14 protein-coding genes are annotated in these 17310 nt (G+C 34.6%); 12 read left to right on the top strand and 2 right to left on the bottom strand.

Annotated features, from left to right (window positions below; all coding sequences use genetic code 11):
- Window position 1: 1 nt before the first annotated feature.
- The 5 genes from hisB to hisIE all read left to right on the top strand — a co-directional run bounded on the left by hisB (window position 2) and on the right by hisIE (window position 3929).
- Window positions 2–1147, top strand: a complete 1146-nt coding sequence (hisB, locus tag M0051_RS13960) for a bifunctional histidinol-phosphatase/imidazoleglycerol-phosphate dehydratase HisB (RefSeq protein ID WP_306742123.1) — start codon at window positions 2–4, stop codon at window positions 1145–1147.
- Window positions 1148–1150: 3 nt separating this feature from the next.
- Window positions 1151–1741, top strand: coding sequence for an imidazole glycerol phosphate synthase subunit HisH (gene hisH, locus M0051_RS13955; protein WP_306742122.1), 591 nt, complete (start codon window positions 1151–1153; stop codon window positions 1739–1741).
- A 10-nt stretch (window positions 1742–1751) separates the two neighbouring features.
- Window positions 1752–2483 (top strand): 1-(5-phosphoribosyl)-5-[(5-phosphoribosylamino)methylideneamino]imidazole-4-carboxamide isomerase, encoded by a 732-nt coding sequence (hisA, locus tag M0051_RS13950; RefSeq protein WP_306742121.1) that lies wholly within the window; start codon window positions 1752–1754, stop codon window positions 2481–2483.
- Window positions 2484–2486: 3 nt separating this feature from the next.
- Window positions 2487–3242: an imidazole glycerol phosphate synthase subunit HisF gene (gene hisF / locus M0051_RS13945; RefSeq protein WP_306742120.1), complete on the top strand. Its 756-nt coding sequence runs from the start codon at window positions 2487–2489 to the stop codon at window positions 3240–3242.
- A gap of 66 nt (window positions 3243–3308) precedes the next feature.
- Window positions 3309–3929, top strand: a complete 621-nt coding sequence (hisIE, locus tag M0051_RS13940; protein ID WP_306742119.1) for a bifunctional phosphoribosyl-AMP cyclohydrolase/phosphoribosyl-ATP diphosphatase HisIE — start codon at window positions 3309–3311, stop codon at window positions 3927–3929.
- 192 nt (window positions 3930–4121) lie between these two features.
- Here hisIE and M0051_RS13935 read toward each other — a convergent pair whose 3' ends face one another.
- Complete coding sequence (locus M0051_RS13935) at window positions 4122–5762, bottom strand: ATP-binding protein (RefSeq protein WP_306742118.1); 1641 nt, start codon at window positions 5760–5762, stop codon at window positions 4122–4124.
- Between the two features lie 133 nt (window positions 5763–5895).
- Window positions 5896–6414, bottom strand: coding sequence for a nitroreductase family protein (locus tag M0051_RS13930; RefSeq protein ID WP_306742117.1), 519 nt, complete (start codon window positions 6412–6414; stop codon window positions 5896–5898).
- A gap of 174 nt (window positions 6415–6588) precedes the next feature.
- Here M0051_RS13930 and M0051_RS13925 point away from each other — a divergent pair, with 174 nt between their 5' ends.
- From M0051_RS13925 to M0051_RS13895, 7 genes are all read left to right on the top strand, one after another.
- Window positions 6589–7617, top strand: a complete 1029-nt coding sequence (locus tag M0051_RS13925; protein WP_306742116.1) for a carbohydrate-binding family 9-like protein — start codon at window positions 6589–6591, stop codon at window positions 7615–7617.
- A 284-nt stretch (window positions 7618–7901) separates the two neighbouring features.
- On the top strand, window positions 7902–11078 hold the full coding sequence (locus M0051_RS13920; RefSeq protein ID WP_306742115.1) for a TonB-dependent receptor domain-containing protein: 3177 nt from the start codon (window positions 7902–7904) through the stop codon (window positions 11076–11078).
- Between the two features lie 103 nt (window positions 11079–11181).
- Complete coding sequence (gene ggt, locus M0051_RS13915; RefSeq protein ID WP_306742114.1) at window positions 11182–12885, top strand: gamma-glutamyltransferase; 1704 nt, start codon at window positions 11182–11184, stop codon at window positions 12883–12885.
- Window positions 12886–13359: 474 nt separating this feature from the next.
- Window positions 13360–13905, top strand: a complete 546-nt coding sequence (locus M0051_RS13910) for an NUDIX domain-containing protein (RefSeq protein WP_306742113.1) — start codon at window positions 13360–13362, stop codon at window positions 13903–13905.
- Entirely contained in the window at window positions 13889–14638 is a 750-nt protein-coding gene (locus M0051_RS13905; protein ID WP_306742112.1) for a hypothetical protein, read from the top strand. The genes M0051_RS13910 and M0051_RS13905 overlap by 17 nt, the downstream gene beginning before the upstream one ends.
- Window positions 14639–14714: 76 nt before the next feature.
- Window positions 14715–16097, top strand: a complete 1383-nt coding sequence (locus tag M0051_RS13900; protein WP_306742111.1) for a capsule assembly Wzi family protein — start codon at window positions 14715–14717, stop codon at window positions 16095–16097.
- 125 nt (window positions 16098–16222) lie between these two features.
- Entirely contained in the window at window positions 16223–17182 is a 960-nt protein-coding gene (locus M0051_RS13895; RefSeq protein ID WP_306742110.1) for a glycosyltransferase, read from the top strand.
- Window positions 17183–17310: the final 128 nt, after the last annotated feature.

Here is a 17310-nt window from a genome sequence, read left to right as displayed (position 1 = left end):
TATGAATACAAAAAAGAAAGTTCTTTTTATCGATAGAGATGGTACTTTAATACTTGAACCTCCTGTAGATTACCAAGTGGATAGTTTAGAGAAGCTGGAGTTTTATCCGGCAGTTTTTAGAGGATTATCAAAAATTGTTGATCAGTTGGATTATGAGTTGGTAATGGTGACCAACCAGGATGGTTTGGGGACCGATTCATATCCTGAAGAAACATTCTGGCCTGCACAAAACAAGATGTTGAAGACCTTTTCAAATGAAGGAATTGAATTTAGCGATATCTGCGTTGACAGAACTTTTCCTGAAGAAAATTCACCTACCCGTAAGCCGGGAACTGCTCTTCTGACCAAATACTTTTCGGAAGAATACGATTTGGCCAGCTCTTATGTAATTGGTGATAGGTGGACAGATGTGGAATTGGCCAAAAATCTGGGATCGAAAGCCATTTTTATCACATCAAGTGGAAATATTGGAGATGATGAATTGACGGAATCTAAAAATGATCTTCAAGCTTGTATTGCTCTAGCAACAGATAGTTGGATAAAGATATTCGAGTACCTAAGACTAGAAGAGAGAACAGCAAAAATAGTGCGCTATACCAAGGAAACTCAAATCGAAATCAAACTGGACTTGGATGGAGAAGGAAAGGGAGAATTTGATACCGGAATAGGCTTCTTCGATCACATGTTGGATCAAATTGCCAAGCATGCAGGTGTTGATTTATCTGTAAAAGTTAAAGGTGATTTGGAAGTTGATGAGCATCATACCATTGAAGATACTGCCATTGCATTAGGAGAAGCTTTTAATAAAGCACTAGGTTCAAAATTAGGCCTTGATCGTTACGGTTTTTCTTTGCCTATGGATGATTGCTTAGCACAAGTATCCCTGGATTTTGGAGGAAGAAACTGGCTGGTTTGGGATACTGAATTCAAACGTGAAATGATTGGAGGTATGCCTACTGAGATGTTCTATCACTTCTTTAAATCATTTACCGATGGAGCTGCATGTAATTTGAATATTAAGGCAGAGGGGAAAAATGAGCATCACAAGATAGAAGGCATTTTTAAAGCCTTGGCTCGAGCCATTCGTATGGCCATTAGAAGAGATGTAAACTGCTTGCAATTACCAACAACAAAAGGAAAGTTATAAAGAATGAAGAAGCAAAATATTGTAATTATAGATTATGATGCGGGCAATATTCAGTCGGTAAAATATGCCTTTGAGCGATTGGGAATTACTCCAATAGTTTCTAAAGATAAAGCGGTGATTCGTAATGCAGACAAAGTGATATTTCCTGGAGTAGGAGAGGCCTCATGGGCAATGAATTCTCTAAAAGAAAATGATCTGATTGATTTGATTCCAGAGCTGAAACAGCCAGTATTGGGAATTTGCCTGGGAATGCAATTAATGTGTGAAAGTACTGAGGAAGGGAACACCAAGGCTCTAGGTATTTTTCCTGTATCCGTAAAGCGTTTTACCAATGAGCAAAAAGTACCGCATATGGGCTGGAACCAGCTGGATGATTTAAAAGGAGGATTACTGAATGGTATTAAGCCAAGTGAATTTTCCTACTTTGTGCACTCTTACTATGTGCCACTTATAGAGGAAACAATTGCCAGTTGTGATTACATTGTACCTTTTAGTGCCGCCTTGCAAAAAGATAATTTTTATGCATGTCAGTTTCATCCCGAAAAGTCGGGTGATGTTGGAGTAAAAGTTCTGAAAAACTTTATCAATCTTTAAGAAAAAAGCAATGGCAAAAATTAAAATAATACCAGCAATAGATACCATAAAAGGAAAATGTGTTCGCTTAACCAAGGGGGACTATAATACCGAGAAAGTGTATAGCGAAGATCCTTTGGAAGTAGCAAGAAATTTTGAAGCATTAGGGATTACAAGATTGCACCTGGTAGATTTGGAAGGTGCAAAATCAGGACACATTTGTAATGCCGAAGTTTTAAGGAGAGTAGCGGAAGGTACCAATTTGAAAGTAGATTTTGGTGGAGGAGTAAAATCCAATGAAGATATTGAATTGGCATTTGAATCAGGTGCCAACCAGGTTACAGGAGGAAGTATAGCAGTATCGAATCCGGAACTAATGGAGAGCTGGCTCGATAAATATGGCGCAGATAAAATAATTCTGGGTGCAGATGTTAGAAATGAAATGGTTTCCATTTCAGGATGGCAGAAAGATTCGGATTATCACCTTTATAAATTCCTTGAAAAATATCAGGCCAAGGGAGTAAAGAGTATTATATGTACCGATATTTCGAAAGATGGTATGTTACAGGGACCTGCTGTAGATTTGTACAAAGGAATCATGAAAGAATTTCCGGAACTCAACTTAATTGCCAGTGGAGGTGTGAGTAATATTGAGGATGTTCGAGTGTTAAATGAAATTGGGTGCTGGGGAGTAATTATCGGTAAGGCGATTTACGAAGAGCGAATTGATATGAAAGAATTGGTTAACGAATTTATATTGTAAGTTATGCTATCGAAAAGAATAATACCATGTTTGGATGTGAAGGATGGCAGAACGGTAAAGGGAGTTAACTTCGTTGATCTTCGTGATGCCGGTGATGCGGTTGAGCTGGCTGCTTACTACGCGGAACAAGGAGCCGACGAATTGGTATTCCTTGACATTACAGCCACCCACGAAAAAAGGAAAACTTTGGTTGAATTGGTACAAAAAGTGGCCAAAGAATTGAATATTCCATTTACCGTTGGAGGTGGAATATCAACACCTGAGGATGTAGGTGTTCTTTTAAATGCTGGCGCAGATAAAGTATCTATTAACTCAGCAGCAGTGCGAAATCCGCAATTGATATCCGATTTGGCAAAAAGGTTTGGAAGTCAGTGTGTAGTTTTAGCTGTTGATGCCAAATGTATTGATGGCAATTGGGAAGTGTATTTGAATGGTGGTCGACTGCCAACCGGAATCGATTTATTTGAATGGATTGTAAAGGCAGAACAACTTGGAGCTGGTGAAATTCTGATCACATCCATGAATCACGATGGTACGAAAAATGGTTTTGCCAATGAAACATTAGCTGAGATTTCTGAAATGGTAAATATTCCGGTAATTGCTTCGGGAGGCGCAGGTAATATGGAGCACTTTGCCGATACGTTTATCGAAGGAAAGGCTGATGCAGCTTTGGCAGCAAGTGTTTTCCATTTTAAAGAAATTGAAATACCAGAACTGAAGAAATATCTGAAAGCTAAAAATATCCCAGTAAGAATTTAACCGCATAAAATAGGGGGAGGATAGACAGTGTAAGTCTTAAATCTCATAGCACAAAATGTAATAAAAATGAATTTTAAAGATCTAACAAACCAAATTGATTTTAATAAAGGTGATGGCTTGGTTCCTGCCATTATACAAGATGTAAAAACCCAAAAAGTATTGATGTTGGGTTATATGAATAAAGAGTCGTATGAAAAGACTATTGAATCGGGAAAGGTAACTTTTTACAGTAGAAGCAAACAAAGATTGTGGACCAAAGGAGAGGAGAGTGGAAATTTCCTAAACCTAAAAGATCTAAGTTTAGATTGCGATAAGGATACACTATTGATAAAAGTTGATCCTGTTGGACCAGTTTGTCACAAAGGAACAGATACATGTTGGGAAGAAGCTAATGAGGTAAGTTCCATCGACTTTCTTTTGCAATTGCAGCAAGTAATTACTGAAAGAAAAAAGAATTTATCAGAGAAATCTTACACGGCAAGTTTGTTTCAAAAGGGAATCAATAAAATTGCACAGAAAGTAGGAGAGGAAGCTGTTGAGTTGGTAATTGAAGCCAAAGACGATAATGAAGATTTATTCATGGGCGAGGCAGCTGACTTGATGTTTCACTACTTGGTTCTTTTATCGGCAAAAGGATATAGTTTAGAGCAAGTTGTTGCCTTATTGGAAACAAGACATTCTAAATAAAGTGAATAGTGGCTTGAGTTTTATACCAATTATAGTACTTAAAGTGCCTAAAATATTTAAAGTACTTAAAGTTATATTGAAGAATAATTCTGTACACAGGAACAAAATCTCGTTTTTTATTCAAATTCAGATTGAGACATGTAGCTAAAACTTCAAGTACTTATCACTTTAAGTATTTTAGGCACTAATTATTTAACGTATGGGGAGGGTGAAATAGAATGAGGAGCCTTCTCCATATTTTGATTTTACCCAAATTTGCCCACCCATAATTTGCAATAATTTTTTGCAGATGTTTAAGCCTAAGCCTGAGCCTCTATATAAAACAGTCTTGTCAATTTCGATTTTTCGAAATCTATCGAAAATATAGTTTAGGGATGATGGTTCGATTCCTATACCTGTATCTTCTATACAGAAAATTAACTCACTATCACTGTTATAGCTAGCATAAACGCTGATGGTCCCACTGTCGGTAAATTTTATGGCATTTTCAATTAAGTTATTAAAGATTTGCTTTACTCTTAATTGGTCTGCGGTAATTTTAAAATCATCTGTATTTAACTGATTGAGAAATCGAATTTTAAGATTCTTCTTTTGGGTAATATTTTGGGTTTGAATTTCGACAATATCTTTGATGAGCTTTACAATATTAAATTCTTGATAGGCTAATTTGATTTGACCTGATTCTATAATGGATACATCTAAAATCTCTTCGATTAAGTGGGTTAAATCATTACAATTTGATCGGATAATATTTGCAAATAAATCGGTTTTTTCCTGACTTAAATCCTTTGATATTAAAAGTTCTGAAAACCCTTGAATGGCATTTAATGGAGTTCTTATTTCATGGGACATATTGGCTAAAAATGAGCTTTTTAGAGTGCTGCTTTCTTCGGCTTTTTCTTTTGCTTTTTTTAGTTCCTTTGTTTGTTTTGCAACATTTTTTCTTAAAGCCTTGTTCCATATCCACATTAATAGTAATCCTAATGCAAATATTAGTAAAGTAGCTACTAAACTTCTCCAAAAAATTGGTTTCTGCCAGAATGGTCTAGAATTAATTTGAATATAATGATTATAGATTTGGCTTTGCTCTTTTGGGCTTATTTCAGCTAAGCCTTTTGAAATAATTCTTGCCAACATTGGTTGATCATTTCTTATGGCAAAGCCAAGTTTATTGTCGTAGTTAGCATTGCCAACAATTTTAACATTTGGGATTAATTGATTGTGAATGACGTGAATGCCATATCCTTGTTGCGTAATTACAACATTGATCTTTTTAGCTGATAATTTAAGAAGACATTCCAAATCGCTTTTGAAAGGAACCAAATTGATTTCAGGATACATTACTTCAAGATGTTCTTGTATCGCATAATTATCCACTACTCCAACATCTATATTTTCTAATTCTTCAATTTTGACATTTTCAGGAGCATCATTTCTCATAAAAATAACATGAGGAATTGAAATGAAGGGTTCGGTAAAGAAAAAGTGCTTCCTTCTATAAGGAGTTTCTTGAATCTCTAGAATGATATCAACATCCTTGTTTATTCCCGCTTGGAGTATATCTTTCCATGTGGGATATATTACTTTTTTAAATTTATAATCAAGTTTTGTTTCGAGTAATGAAAGAATATCGATAGAAATTCCAACTGATTTACCTTCTTCATCAGTGTATTGAAAGGGAGGGAAAACTGAAGATACTGCAATAGAAATACTAGGGTGTTCTTCTAGCCACTGTCTCTCTTTAAAAGTGAGGATGTCATATTCTTTTCTTGAACAAGAAAGAATAATGAGAAGTGAGAGTAGAAGAAAAATGAAGTGCGTTTTACGTCCCATGCAATAAGCTAATTTTAAGGACTTAAAATAATTAATTTAAATCAAAATTCATATATGAAGTCAAATCATTTGAGCAAAAAAAAGCTTGTAAAATTTTAATATTTACAAGCTTTACATTCTTTTCAGAATATCATTAGAAATGATTTCGATGAATTTTTTCTCTTTTTAGAAAAGATTCATCTCTACCTTCCTTAATTTGATCTTTATGCCCAATGCCTATAATAGCTAGAACTTTTTGATTTTTTGGAATGCCTAATAGATCTTGAATGTATTCTTCTGCTGATGAATTCTCATTATGCTCGCGATCTCTTATTTGTACCCAAGTAGCTCCCAAATCTTCTTTTTCGGCTTGTAGCAACATGTAGGCGGCTGCAATTGAAGTATCTTCAATCCACACATCGCTTATTTCTTCATCTCCTGTTATTACTATTGATATTGGAGCATATTTAAGAAAACTTGCACCTCCAGGTTTACTTTCTGATAGTTTCAGGTTAAGCTCTGGCTGATCGCACACAATAAATTCGCACGGGTACTTGCTTTTTGATGATGGAGCCAATAAGCCTGATTGTAGGATTCTATCTAGTTTTTCTTCTGCTACTTTTTCGGTAGTAAATCTTCTTACACTTCTTCTTTTGTAAAGTATATCTAGCATGATAAATTTTCGTTTAATACAATTTCAAAAATAGGAAATTAAAACTAAACTAGTTTAGCTATAGAGGTATGTAACAAACATGTTGTTCATGCACTATTTTATTTGTATATATGAATTCCTCCTTACCTAAATTATTCATTACTTTTATGGGAAAATCCGCTAAAAAGTATTGTTATGAAGAGTTTTGTCATGTTATTTTTGATCTTGTTGGCATTTGGTGTAAGTGCTCAAGATTATCCAGAATCATATATGTGTTATAAGGCTGGTGCCGATATTAATATTGATGGATTGTTGTCTGATGAGGAGTGGTCTAAGGCCAAATGGACCAGTAAGTTTGTAGATATTGAAGGAGATAAGAAGCCAAAACCCAAATACAAAACACGAGTGAAAATGCTGTGGGATGAAAACTATTTTTATGTAGCTGCAGAATTGAAGGAGCCACATATTTGGGCAAAACTAAAACAGCGTGATACCGTAATTTTTTACGATAATGATTTTGAGGTTTTTATTGATCCTCAAGGAGATAATCATAGGTATTACGAGTTTGAAATTAATGCATTAAATACCATTTGGGATTTAATGCTTGCCAAACCATATCGCGATGGTGCACCTGCTATTAATGCATGGGATATTAAAGGATTAAAATCAGCAGTGAAGATCTATGGAACATTGAATAATCCTGATGATAAAGATAAAAAATGGACCGTAGAAATTGCTTTTCCCTGGAAGGTTTTGAGAGAGTGTGCATACCAAAGAAGAAAACCAAAATCGGGAGAGCAGTGGAGAGTGAATTTCTCAAGAGTGAATTGGGAGATTGAGGTCAAAAATGGAAAGTACCATAAAAAAATGAATCCCGAAACAGGTAAAGTTTATCCGGAATACAATTGGGTTTGGTCTCCACAAGGAGTAATTGCAATGCATCAGCCAGAAACATGGGGATATGTTGAGTTTACTGATGAAATTGTTGGAGAAAAAGAACTAACTCCAAGAATAGATGAAGATTATTCAGCCAAAATAGAATTGATCAGACTTTATAATTTAGAGAAGAAAATGTATAAAAAGTATGGTAAATATTTCAACAAAATAACTTCGAACTATGCAGTTTTAATTGAAACAACTAGCAAGCAGTTTTTAATTTCAATTCAGGCTGCTTCTGGTAAAACATGGTTTATTAATCACGAAAGTAAAATATGGACTGAGTAATTAGATGGTATTGAGGTTGAAAATTCTTTTGCGAAATTTAAATTAAACAGTTTGTTTATTAGGGAGTTGTGTTTAAAGTAAAATTAATCTTCGCTATGTACCTATTTCTTTAGTGAATTTTAATGTCTGTGATTTTGGAACAAGGATTATATTAAACAATATGATAAAGGTTTGATCCTCTATTGTGTTGAATGTTAATAAATATGATATACGGATCTGTAGGTTTGTTTTTTGATTTTTTTTATTTTTATAATCTACCTAATTATAATCTAATCTTTGTTCAAATGAAGAAATTAAAATTATTATTTCTTGTAGCAGCATTGGCAGCTTACTTGCCAGGTGCTTTTTCGCAAGGGGTAACAACTTCGTCAATGCGCGGAAAAGTTGTTGATCCTCAAAACGCCCCTGTATTTGCGGCAACGGTTGTGGCAACTCACACTCCAACAGGTACGCAATATGGTACTATTACACAAGATGATGGCCGATTTGATATTCGTAATATGAAAGTTGGTGGGCCTTATATTGTAACCGTAACTTTTATCGGTTACAAAGAATCAAAGCAAGAAAATATTTACTTGCAGTTGAATAAATCTGCAGAAATTAACTTAGTTATTCACGAAGACAATATTCAGATTGATGAGATTGCAATAGTTTATGACAAAAACGATGTAATTAGTCAGGATAGAACAGGTGCCCAAACCAATGTAAATCGTGAAAGAATTGTTGCTTTACCAACAATTTCGAGAAGTCAGTCGGATATGACACGTTTGACTCCAGAATCAGATGGAAACAGCTTTGGAGGTCGTAACAATCTTTACAACAACTTCTCTTTAGATGGTTCTATTTTCAATAACTCATTCGGTTTGGATGTTGCAACGCCTGGTGGACAGGCTGATGCTCAACCTGTTTCGCTTGATGCGATTGATCAAATTCAGGTATCCTTAGCACCTTTCGATGTTCGTGAGGGGGGATTTACCGGAGCTGGTGTAAATGCAGTTACGAAATCTGGGACCAATGAGTTCAAAGGATCTACTTACTATTATTACCGCAATGAAGATATGATTGGTGATAAAGTAGGTGGATTGAAAGTGGAAAATTTCGACTTTAGCACCAAGCAATACGGTATTAGTTTGGGAGGTCCAATCATTAAAAACAAACTCTTCTTTTTCGTAAACTACGAGCAGGAAAGAAGAGATCAACTGGCTCATGGTTTTGTGGCTGATAATGGTACAAATACGGGTAATTCAAATACTACGAGTATTTCTGAAGCCGATGCAATTGCAGTAATGAATCACTTTGATGAAGAATGGGGGTATAAAACCGGAGCATATCAAGGGTATAATCACGAAACATCAAACGATAAGTTTTTGATTAAGTTGGATGCAAATTTGTCTAGAAATCACAATATGGTACTTCGTTACAACATGTTGGATGCCTGGAAAGATATTCTTCCACACCCGGAAGCAATTGGAGGACGTGGACCTACACCTAATCGTTTGCCATTCCAAAATTCATCATACCGAATTTTTAATAAAATTCACTCTGTTGTTGGAGAATTGCATTCAATGTTTTCAAGTAAAATTTCAAACAAGTTCATGGTAAGTTTTACTGCTTTTCGCGATAAGCGTAATCCACATTCAGCACCATTTCCAGTTATTGACATTTTAGATGAAAGAGAGAATATTGCCTTAACTGCGGGATCTGAAATGTTTTCTACTCACAATCGTTTGAACCAGGACGTATGGCAAATTTCTGATAACCTAACCTATTACGCAGATCGTCATGCCATTACGGTAGGATTCAATTATGAGAGATTTAAATTTGAGAATTCATTCAATTTATTCTATTATCCTTTGCTTGTAGCAAATAGTGTAGATGATTTTTTAAATAATAATTTAACCCTATTTGGAAATCCAGGTAATTACGATTTAAATCAAATGGTTACCGATTCTCAACAAAATCCATATGTGTGGTCTGATGTAGATGTTGCTCAAATCGCATTCTATGCTCAGGATGAATTTCAGGTTAATGATGATTTGAAACTTACATTAGGATTGCGAGTTGATTTTCCTAAATATTATAATGATATTCCACAAGATGAAGCTACTAACCGGGGGAGAGATTTTGATGGTTGGGTGGATGAAAATGGAAAATCAGTGAGATTGGATCCCGCAACCTGGCCAGATTCAAAACTTATGTGGTCTCCACGATTTGGTTTTAACTGGGATATAAAAGGTGATAATACCATGCAGTTACGAGGAGGATCTGGTATTTTCACAGGCCGTATTCCATTTGTATGGTTGGGTAACCAATCATCAAATGCAAGAATTGATCTGGGCTATGAGTTCCAGTTAAATGCTACCGCTGATGACTTTAAATTTCCTCAGGTATGGAAGAATAATATTGCCATTGATATGAAATTTGGAAATGGTTGGTTGGCAACAGTTGAAGGTATTTATTCAAAAGATGTGAATGCAGTAGTTCACAAAAATTACAACATGTTACCTCCAACAGGACAGCTAACAGGAACTGGTGATAATCGTGTTAGCTATTCAGGAAATGAAAATAACATTTACTCGCCAGCTACTGGTTTTGAAACATTTTTGGAAGCAGGTGCCATCGTGATGGATAATACTAGTAAAGGATACCAATTCACTGCAACTGGTAAGTTAGCTAAGAAGTGGGACTGTGGACTTTCTGCAGATGTAGCTTATACCTATTTGAATGCAAAGGACCTTACTTCTATTCCTGCAGAGATTGCGGCTGATGCTTTTCAAAGAAATCCTGTTGTCGGTAATCCTAATAATCCTGCGTATTCATGGTCACGATATGGATTGAGACATAGAGTAATTGCTTCGGCAATGTACAAGGTTAACTACGGTAAATTTGCTTCTTCATTCGCTATGTTCTACGAAGCTGGGAAAGGGAATCGTTACTCTTATACTTATATTGGAGATGTTAATAACGATGCGATTAGCAATAATGATTTGATTTATGTTCCTAGAAATTCATCTGATATTAGATTTGGAAAAGTGGAAAATGGAGTAGGAATCGAAGCCGCGGATGCTGCTCAGCAATGGGCTGCACTTGATGCATTCATTAGTCAAGATGATTACCTAAGAGATCAAAGAGGGAAGTATGCAGAAAGAAATGGTGCAATGTTGCCATGGTTTGGACAATTGGATTTCCGATTCATGCAGGATTACAATTTTGAGGTAGGAGGAAAGAAAAATAAACTTCAGTTCTCTTTAGATATATTGAATCTTGGAAATATGATTAGCTCTAACTGGGGGGTACGTCAGTTGCCAACAGAAACTCGTCCAATTACGGTAAAAGGAGTAGATAACAATGGTACTCCATGGATGGAGTTTAATACAAATTTAAAAGATTCATATACTGATGATGTTTCAGTTAGATCGAAGTGGCAATTGCAAATTGGATTGCGTTATATTTTCAACTAAAATTTAGTTTATTAAAATATCAAGGCGGTTGCATTTGCAGCCGCTTTTTTTGTATACATAAATGTATCTTTTTTTATCTTTAGACTTCATTTAACCCAACCATATGAAGCTAAACAAAACACTATCGGTAATTATTTCGCTATTTCTTTTATTAGCATGTAATCAAAAAAACAATTTAAAATCAGATAATATATTTAAGAATGGTGTTGTGGTTACAGCACACTATCTGGCATCTGAAGTGGGGACAGATATTCTAAAACAAGGAGGAAATGCTTTTGATGCGGCAGTTGCTGTGCAGTTTGCATTGGCTGTTGTTTATCCCAGAGCCGGTAATATAGGCGGTGGAGGATTTGCGGTTATTCGAACAGCGAAAGGAGAATCCATAAGCCTTGATTTTAGAGAAAAAGCCCCGAAAGCATCTTTTGAAGACATGTATCTTGATAGTTTGGGTAATGTTATAGATGGGTTAAGTCAAACTGGTCATCTTGCTGTTGGTGTACCTGGGAGTGTTGATGGAATGGTGAATTTACATCAAAAGTATGGCAAATTGACTTGGACTAAATTATTGCAGCCAGCAATTGATTTAGCAAGGGAAGGTATAAAACTGAGCAAATTGGAAGCAGATAAATTAAACGCTTACCGTGAAAGAATTTGTGAAGTAAATTCAGATAAATATGATTGCTGTTATGTGTGCCAAAAGGATTTTCAGGTAGGAGAGTTGCTAGTCAATAAAGATCTGGAAGAAGTATTAATTAGAATAAGAGATAAAGGAAGAGATGGCTTTTATTCAGGAAAAACAGCGGACTTAATAGTTGAGGAAATACAGAATGGAAATGGTCTGATTACTTATGCGGATTTAAAAGATTATAAATCTATATGGCGTCCTGCATTAGTTGGAAATTATCGTGATTGCAAAATCATATCAATGCCGCCACCATCGAGTGGAGGAATTGCTTTACTTCAACTATTAAAAGGTGCTGAAATATTTGATTTTCAAAAATACAGTCCAGGATCATTTGAACACATACATTTGATGGTAGAGTTAGAGCGAAGAGTATATGCTGATAGAGCAACTTGGCTGGGAGATCCGGATTATTGTTCTGTTCCTGTAAACAAGTTGTTAAGCGAAGATTATTTGGTTAATCGTTTTTCCAATATTGGTATGGATAAAAAATCGAATTCACAAGAAATAAAAGCGGGTAATGTAGAAGTAATAGAGAGTTTTGAAACAACTCACTTCTCTATTGTGGATAAATGGGGAAATGCAGTTTCGGTAACTACTACACTAAATGGGAACTATGGCAGTAAAGTAATTGTTAAAGGAGGAGGATTCTTTTTAAATAACGAAATGGATGATTTTAGCATTAAGCCAGGAGTGCCAAATCAGTTTGGATTGGTAGGTGGAAAAGCCAATGCAATTGAACCGGAAAAGAGAATGCTTAGTAGTATGACTCCAACTATTATTGAGAAAAATGGGAAACTGTTTATGGTAACTGGATCGCCAGGAGGTTCAACCATTATAACTTCTGTATTTCAAAATATTATCAATGCTGTTGAATTTAAAATGAATCCTCAAGATTGTGTAAATGCTCCAAGAATCCATTCGCAATGGTTACCCGACAAAGTATATGCAGAAATTGATGCAATCTCCCCATCAGTAAAAAGAGGTTTACAAGATCTGGGACATGTAATTCAAGAACAATCCAGAATTGGAATGATGGCTAATATAGCAATAAATGGCGATGGACTATTGGTTGGAGCTCCGGACACTTTGAGGCATAAAGATAGTAGAGCTATTGGCTACTAAATAAAAAAGGCATTTCCTTAAGAAATGCCTTTTTTTATATATGGTATTTGGGTTAGAATCAAAATGAATGGGGTGGCTTGAATACCTTGTTCAAGTAAAATTAGCGACCATTTGATTTGAATAGGATACAAGCTCTTTTTTTAGTCAGGATAAAAAATATTGAGCTTGGCCATACCCATTGTATTTGCTTCGGCACTAAAAGTAATAAGTTTTTGAAATAATCAAAGCACTGCAATCGATTTAAAAGCTAATTTGGGATGAATCCAAATAATAAAATCAGGTAGATTAATTATACTTTTTGTCAATGTATTTCATGTATTCAAAGGAAAATATTCCAAAATTAAACAGCTAATTATTGGCATTCAGATAACAATAAGTTAGTTTTGTCTTTTCATTATTTTTTTATTCTATTCAACTCTGTTGGTAAAGAATTTTTTTGAATTAAAAGTTGGATTCACTGTAAATCGTAAAGGTATGGCACCTACATTCCCAGAAAAAGTAATTCGATATTGTCCAAAATGTGGAAGTAGAGAATTTGTTTACAATAGGGATAATTCCTTTTTGTGTGGAACATGTTCATTTCATCTCTATATCAATTCAGCAGCAGCAGTGGCAGCTTTAATTATAAACGAGAAAGGGGAGTTGTTGTTGACTCGTCGCGCAATTGAACCACAATTGGGAATGCTCGATTTGCCAGGAGGATTTGTAGATGTAATGGAAACAGCTGAAAATGCTATACAAAGAGAAATTAGAGAAGAGTTGAATTTGGACATAAAAGAGATGAAATACTTTATGTCATTTCCTAATGAATATGTTTTTGGAGGATTATCGGTATTTACAACGGATTTGGCTTTTATATGTCAGATAAAATCGTTTAAAAATATTAAGGCTCAAGATGATATTTCTTCGTTTGAATTTTTTAAGCCAGCAGATATTCCATTGAATGAGATTGGATCGGTATCAATAAAAGAAATTGTAAAGTCATTTGTAAAATCAAAATTAGATGAGAGTAATAGTTAATCCAAAATATAAAAAGCTAAAATCATTTATAAATGAATTGCCAGAAATGTTTGAAACTTCAGGTGAATCAATTTATAAAGGAAGAAATGAAATAAAAGTTTTTGATTGTGATGGTGTTAAATTAAATGTAAAATCCTTTAAAATTCCTCATTTGATTAATAAAGTTGCATATGCTTGGCTACGCGGATCGAAAGCAAAACATTCCTATGAATATGCAATGAAAATGATAAGTTTAGGAGCAGATACTCCTGAACCTGTAGCTTGTGTTGAAACAATTAAAAAGGGTTTATTCCATAGAAGTTACTATGTTAGTATTCACCATGAATATGATTTTACCATTCGTGATTTAATTGGTTTCGAATTTCCGGATAAGGATAATATTTTACGTCAGTTTGCTGAGTATACCTATTGTAAACTTCATAAGAATTGTATTCATCACCTAGATTACTCCAGAGGCAATATTTTAATCAAAAGATTGAAGGATGAAAAATATCAATTCAGTGTAGTTGATATTAATAGGATGCATTTTGAGAAAATGCCTTACATGAAAGGTCTTAAGAATTTTGCTCAGATTTGGGCAAGTGACGAGGAATTGGAAGTGGTGGCGAGAGAATATGCTAACTTAAATGGAAAGAACGAAGAGGAAGCCGTGAAATTGTTAATTCAATTTGACAAAGAACATAAAGAAAAAATCAATCGAAAATTAGCAATCAAGAAGAAATTCAAAAAATAAAATTCCCTTTTTACTGTTTAATTATTTATTAATAGCGAATCATTGTTTTTTGAAAAATAGACTTAAAGTAAATTAGATGAAATTTAAAGGATTATTATTTGTGTTGCTTTTAATGGTAACATCAACAATTAGTGCTCAAAAACAAGTAAAATATGATGTTGGAATCTCCTCCTCAATTGGTAAAGATGGAGATCTGCCATTTTGGTTGGTTTCAAATAAAAGGGGGGTGGTTCCTTCTGAGAATTATGTAATGACCGATTTTACTTTAGGGATGAATTTTGATGATAACCGGAAGGATAAAATAGATTTTATGTGGAAGGCCAGTGGGATTGGATATACTGGTCATCAATCTGATTTATTGTTGGATGAGTTGTTTGTTGGTTTGCGATGGAAAATTTTCAATTTTTCATTAGGACAGAAAAGCGATGATGTTATCTACAATGGGATATCTTCTACAAATGGAAATTTGTTATACTCAAATAATGCCAGATCGTATCCTAGGTATGAACTTAGCATTCCAAATTGGACAGATGTTCCTTTTTTGAAAGGGATTTTATCTTTTAAAGGATTGTTGTCGGATGGATTAACTACGGATAATAGGTACATCGACAATGCCAGAATACATCACAAGAATTTTTATGTGAGATTTTTCAAAGATTCTAAATTAAGTGCAAGTGCAGGAACTGAGCATTATGTGCTATGGTCAGGAACTCATCCTCAACATGGAAAAATTTCAGGAGGTTTAGATAAGTATTTCAAGATGTTTACGGGTAGTGGAGATGACGAAGGAACTTTTACAAATGATGAATACCGTTTGGGTGACCACATAGGAAGTTGGCGTTTCGATTTGTTTTATAATGAAGAAAAATTTAGTTTAAATGCTTATTACCAATCGGTTTTTGAGGACGGATCAGGACGTAAATTTGAGAGCTTCCCAGATGCACTTTATGGTTTGTATTATACTAGAAAAGCAAATGAGAATTCATTGATTCAATCAGCTATAGTTGAGTTTTATCACACTACTGATCAGTCAGGAGATAAACATGGTTTAATTGATGGTGTTAATTATAAAGGGAATGATAATTACTTTAATCACGGCGAATACCGATCAGGATGGACCCACCATGCTAGAGTAATTGGTTCTCCACTTTTTGTTACCGGAGAAAGCAATGGACACACGATAATTGCTAGTAATAAATTTAAAGCCGTTCATTTGGGAGTAAAGGGTTTTTTAGGAAGCATACCATACAAAACATACTTCACTTTTAGCAAAAACTATGGAACAAATGCAGTTCCTTATGAAAATAGCTTAAATCAATTTTCAGGTCTTGTAGAACTTACGATTCCAGCTAAAAAACTTCCATTTAAAATTGATGTAGCTTGCGCAATGGATAAAGGTCAATTGTTTGAGGATAACCTTGGTTTTTTCATTCGATTGTCTAAATCAGGAATCTTATAATACGATTTAATTAAAAGAAAAATTTCTGAGGCTTGAAACTTAGCTCGAAAAGTATAATTTTGAGCATTCTAAATAAAATTTATACCATAATGGTTATTTAATTATAAAGTGAAAAATAATATAACATGAATATATTACTCGTTACAGAGTTAAAAATACCAGCTTTACTTTATGGAGGCACGGAACGTATTGTTTGGTGGTTGGGAGAAGAATTGGTAAGAAGAGGTCACAAGGTTAGCTTTCTAGCAGGGGAAGGTTCAACATGTGATTTCGCTAATGTTTATATGTATGATCCAAAAAAATCAATAAACGAGCAAATTCCAGATGGTACAGATGTTGTACATTGTCACTTTCCTCTAGACGAGAAGGTTGATTTGCCACATTTAGCTACACTGCATGGAAATAGCAAACCGAATGAACAGTATAATATTAACACTGTTTTTATTTCAAAGAATCATGCAGAAAGACATGGGAGTACAACTTTTGTTTACAATGGATTGGATTTTAATGAGTATGGTCCTGTTGATTGGAATTTAAAAAGAGAACATATGCTCTTTTTAGGTAAGGCTAGCAGAAGTAAGAAAAATCTGAAGGGATGTATAAAAATAGCAAAGGCATTAAATGAGAAGCTTGCAGTAATTGGAGGGCGCGGTTTGCCATTATCAAAAACTGTGAGGTATAAAGGTTTTTTAGGAGGCTTAAAGAAAAGTAAAGTCATTAATCAATCAAAAGCTTTATTGTTCCCTGTTATTTGGCACGAACCATTCGGACTGGCTATTGTAGAGAGTTTGTATTTTGGTGGACCTGTATTTGGAAGTACCTATGGTTCATTACCCGAATTAATCCCTTCTGAAGTTGGAGTTACATCTAATTCTTACTCAGAATTAATTCAAGCTGCAAGTAATTATAGAGACTATAATAGAAAATATTGCCATGAATATGTTTGTGATAACTTTTCGGTAAGAAATATGTGTGATGGTTATTTAAGCATGTACGAAAAAGTATTGAATGGCCATCAGCTAAATGAGAAAAACCCAGTTCATGTGATGGATTCCGAAATAAGGCATTATCCAATGCAAGAGTAATAAAAAAGGCTGTCATTTATGACAGCCTCTTTTTATAGTAGTATCCCATAAAGTGTGTAACTAAAGTTATTCTGATTTTTTCGGAGCCCAAAATTAGCTCAAGAAAAAAATCGGAAATAACTTTAGGT

It is taken from the genome of Marinifilum sp. D714, from assembly GCF_030851345.1.
GTDB lineage: Bacteria > Bacteroidota > Bacteroidia > Bacteroidales > Marinifilaceae > Marinifilum.
This window is presented reverse-complemented; position numbering and strand designations above follow the sequence as displayed.

Excerpts from the sequence above, each read along its gene's own strand:
- M0051_RS13905 (WP_306742112.1), top strand. The coding sequence starts at position 13,889 with ATGAGAGTAATAGTTAATCCAAAATATAAAAAGCTAAAATCATTTATA.
- M0051_RS13935 (WP_306742118.1), bottom strand. The coding sequence starts at position 5,762 with ATGGGACGTAAAACGCACTTCATTTTTCTTCTACTCTCACTTCTCATT.
- M0051_RS13925 (WP_306742116.1), top strand. The coding sequence starts at position 6,589 with ATGAAGAGTTTTGTCATGTTATTTTTGATCTTGTTGGCATTTGGTGTA.
- hisB (WP_306742123.1), top strand. The coding sequence starts at position 2 with ATGAATACAAAAAAGAAAGTTCTTTTTATCGATAGAGATGGTACTTTA.
- M0051_RS13920 (WP_306742115.1), top strand. The coding sequence starts at position 7,902 with ATGAAGAAATTAAAATTATTATTTCTTGTAGCAGCATTGGCAGCTTAC.
- M0051_RS13900 (WP_306742111.1), top strand. The coding sequence starts at position 14,715 with ATGAAATTTAAAGGATTATTATTTGTGTTGCTTTTAATGGTAACATCA.
- M0051_RS13930 (WP_306742117.1), bottom strand. The coding sequence starts at position 6,414 with ATGCTAGATATACTTTACAAAAGAAGAAGTGTAAGAAGATTTACTACC.
- hisA (WP_306742121.1), top strand. The coding sequence starts at position 1,752 with ATGGCAAAAATTAAAATAATACCAGCAATAGATACCATAAAAGGAAAA.
- M0051_RS13910 (WP_306742113.1), top strand. The coding sequence starts at position 13,360 with ATGGCACCTACATTCCCAGAAAAAGTAATTCGATATTGTCCAAAATGT.
- hisIE (WP_306742119.1), top strand. The coding sequence starts at position 3,309 with ATGAATTTTAAAGATCTAACAAACCAAATTGATTTTAATAAAGGTGAT.
- ggt (WP_306742114.1), top strand. The coding sequence starts at position 11,182 with ATGAAGCTAAACAAAACACTATCGGTAATTATTTCGCTATTTCTTTTA.
- hisF (WP_306742120.1), top strand. The coding sequence starts at position 2,487 with ATGCTATCGAAAAGAATAATACCATGTTTGGATGTGAAGGATGGCAGA.
- hisH (WP_306742122.1), top strand. The coding sequence starts at position 1,151 with ATGAAGAAGCAAAATATTGTAATTATAGATTATGATGCGGGCAATATT.
- M0051_RS13895 (WP_306742110.1), top strand. The coding sequence starts at position 16,223 with ATGAATATATTACTCGTTACAGAGTTAAAAATACCAGCTTTACTTTAT.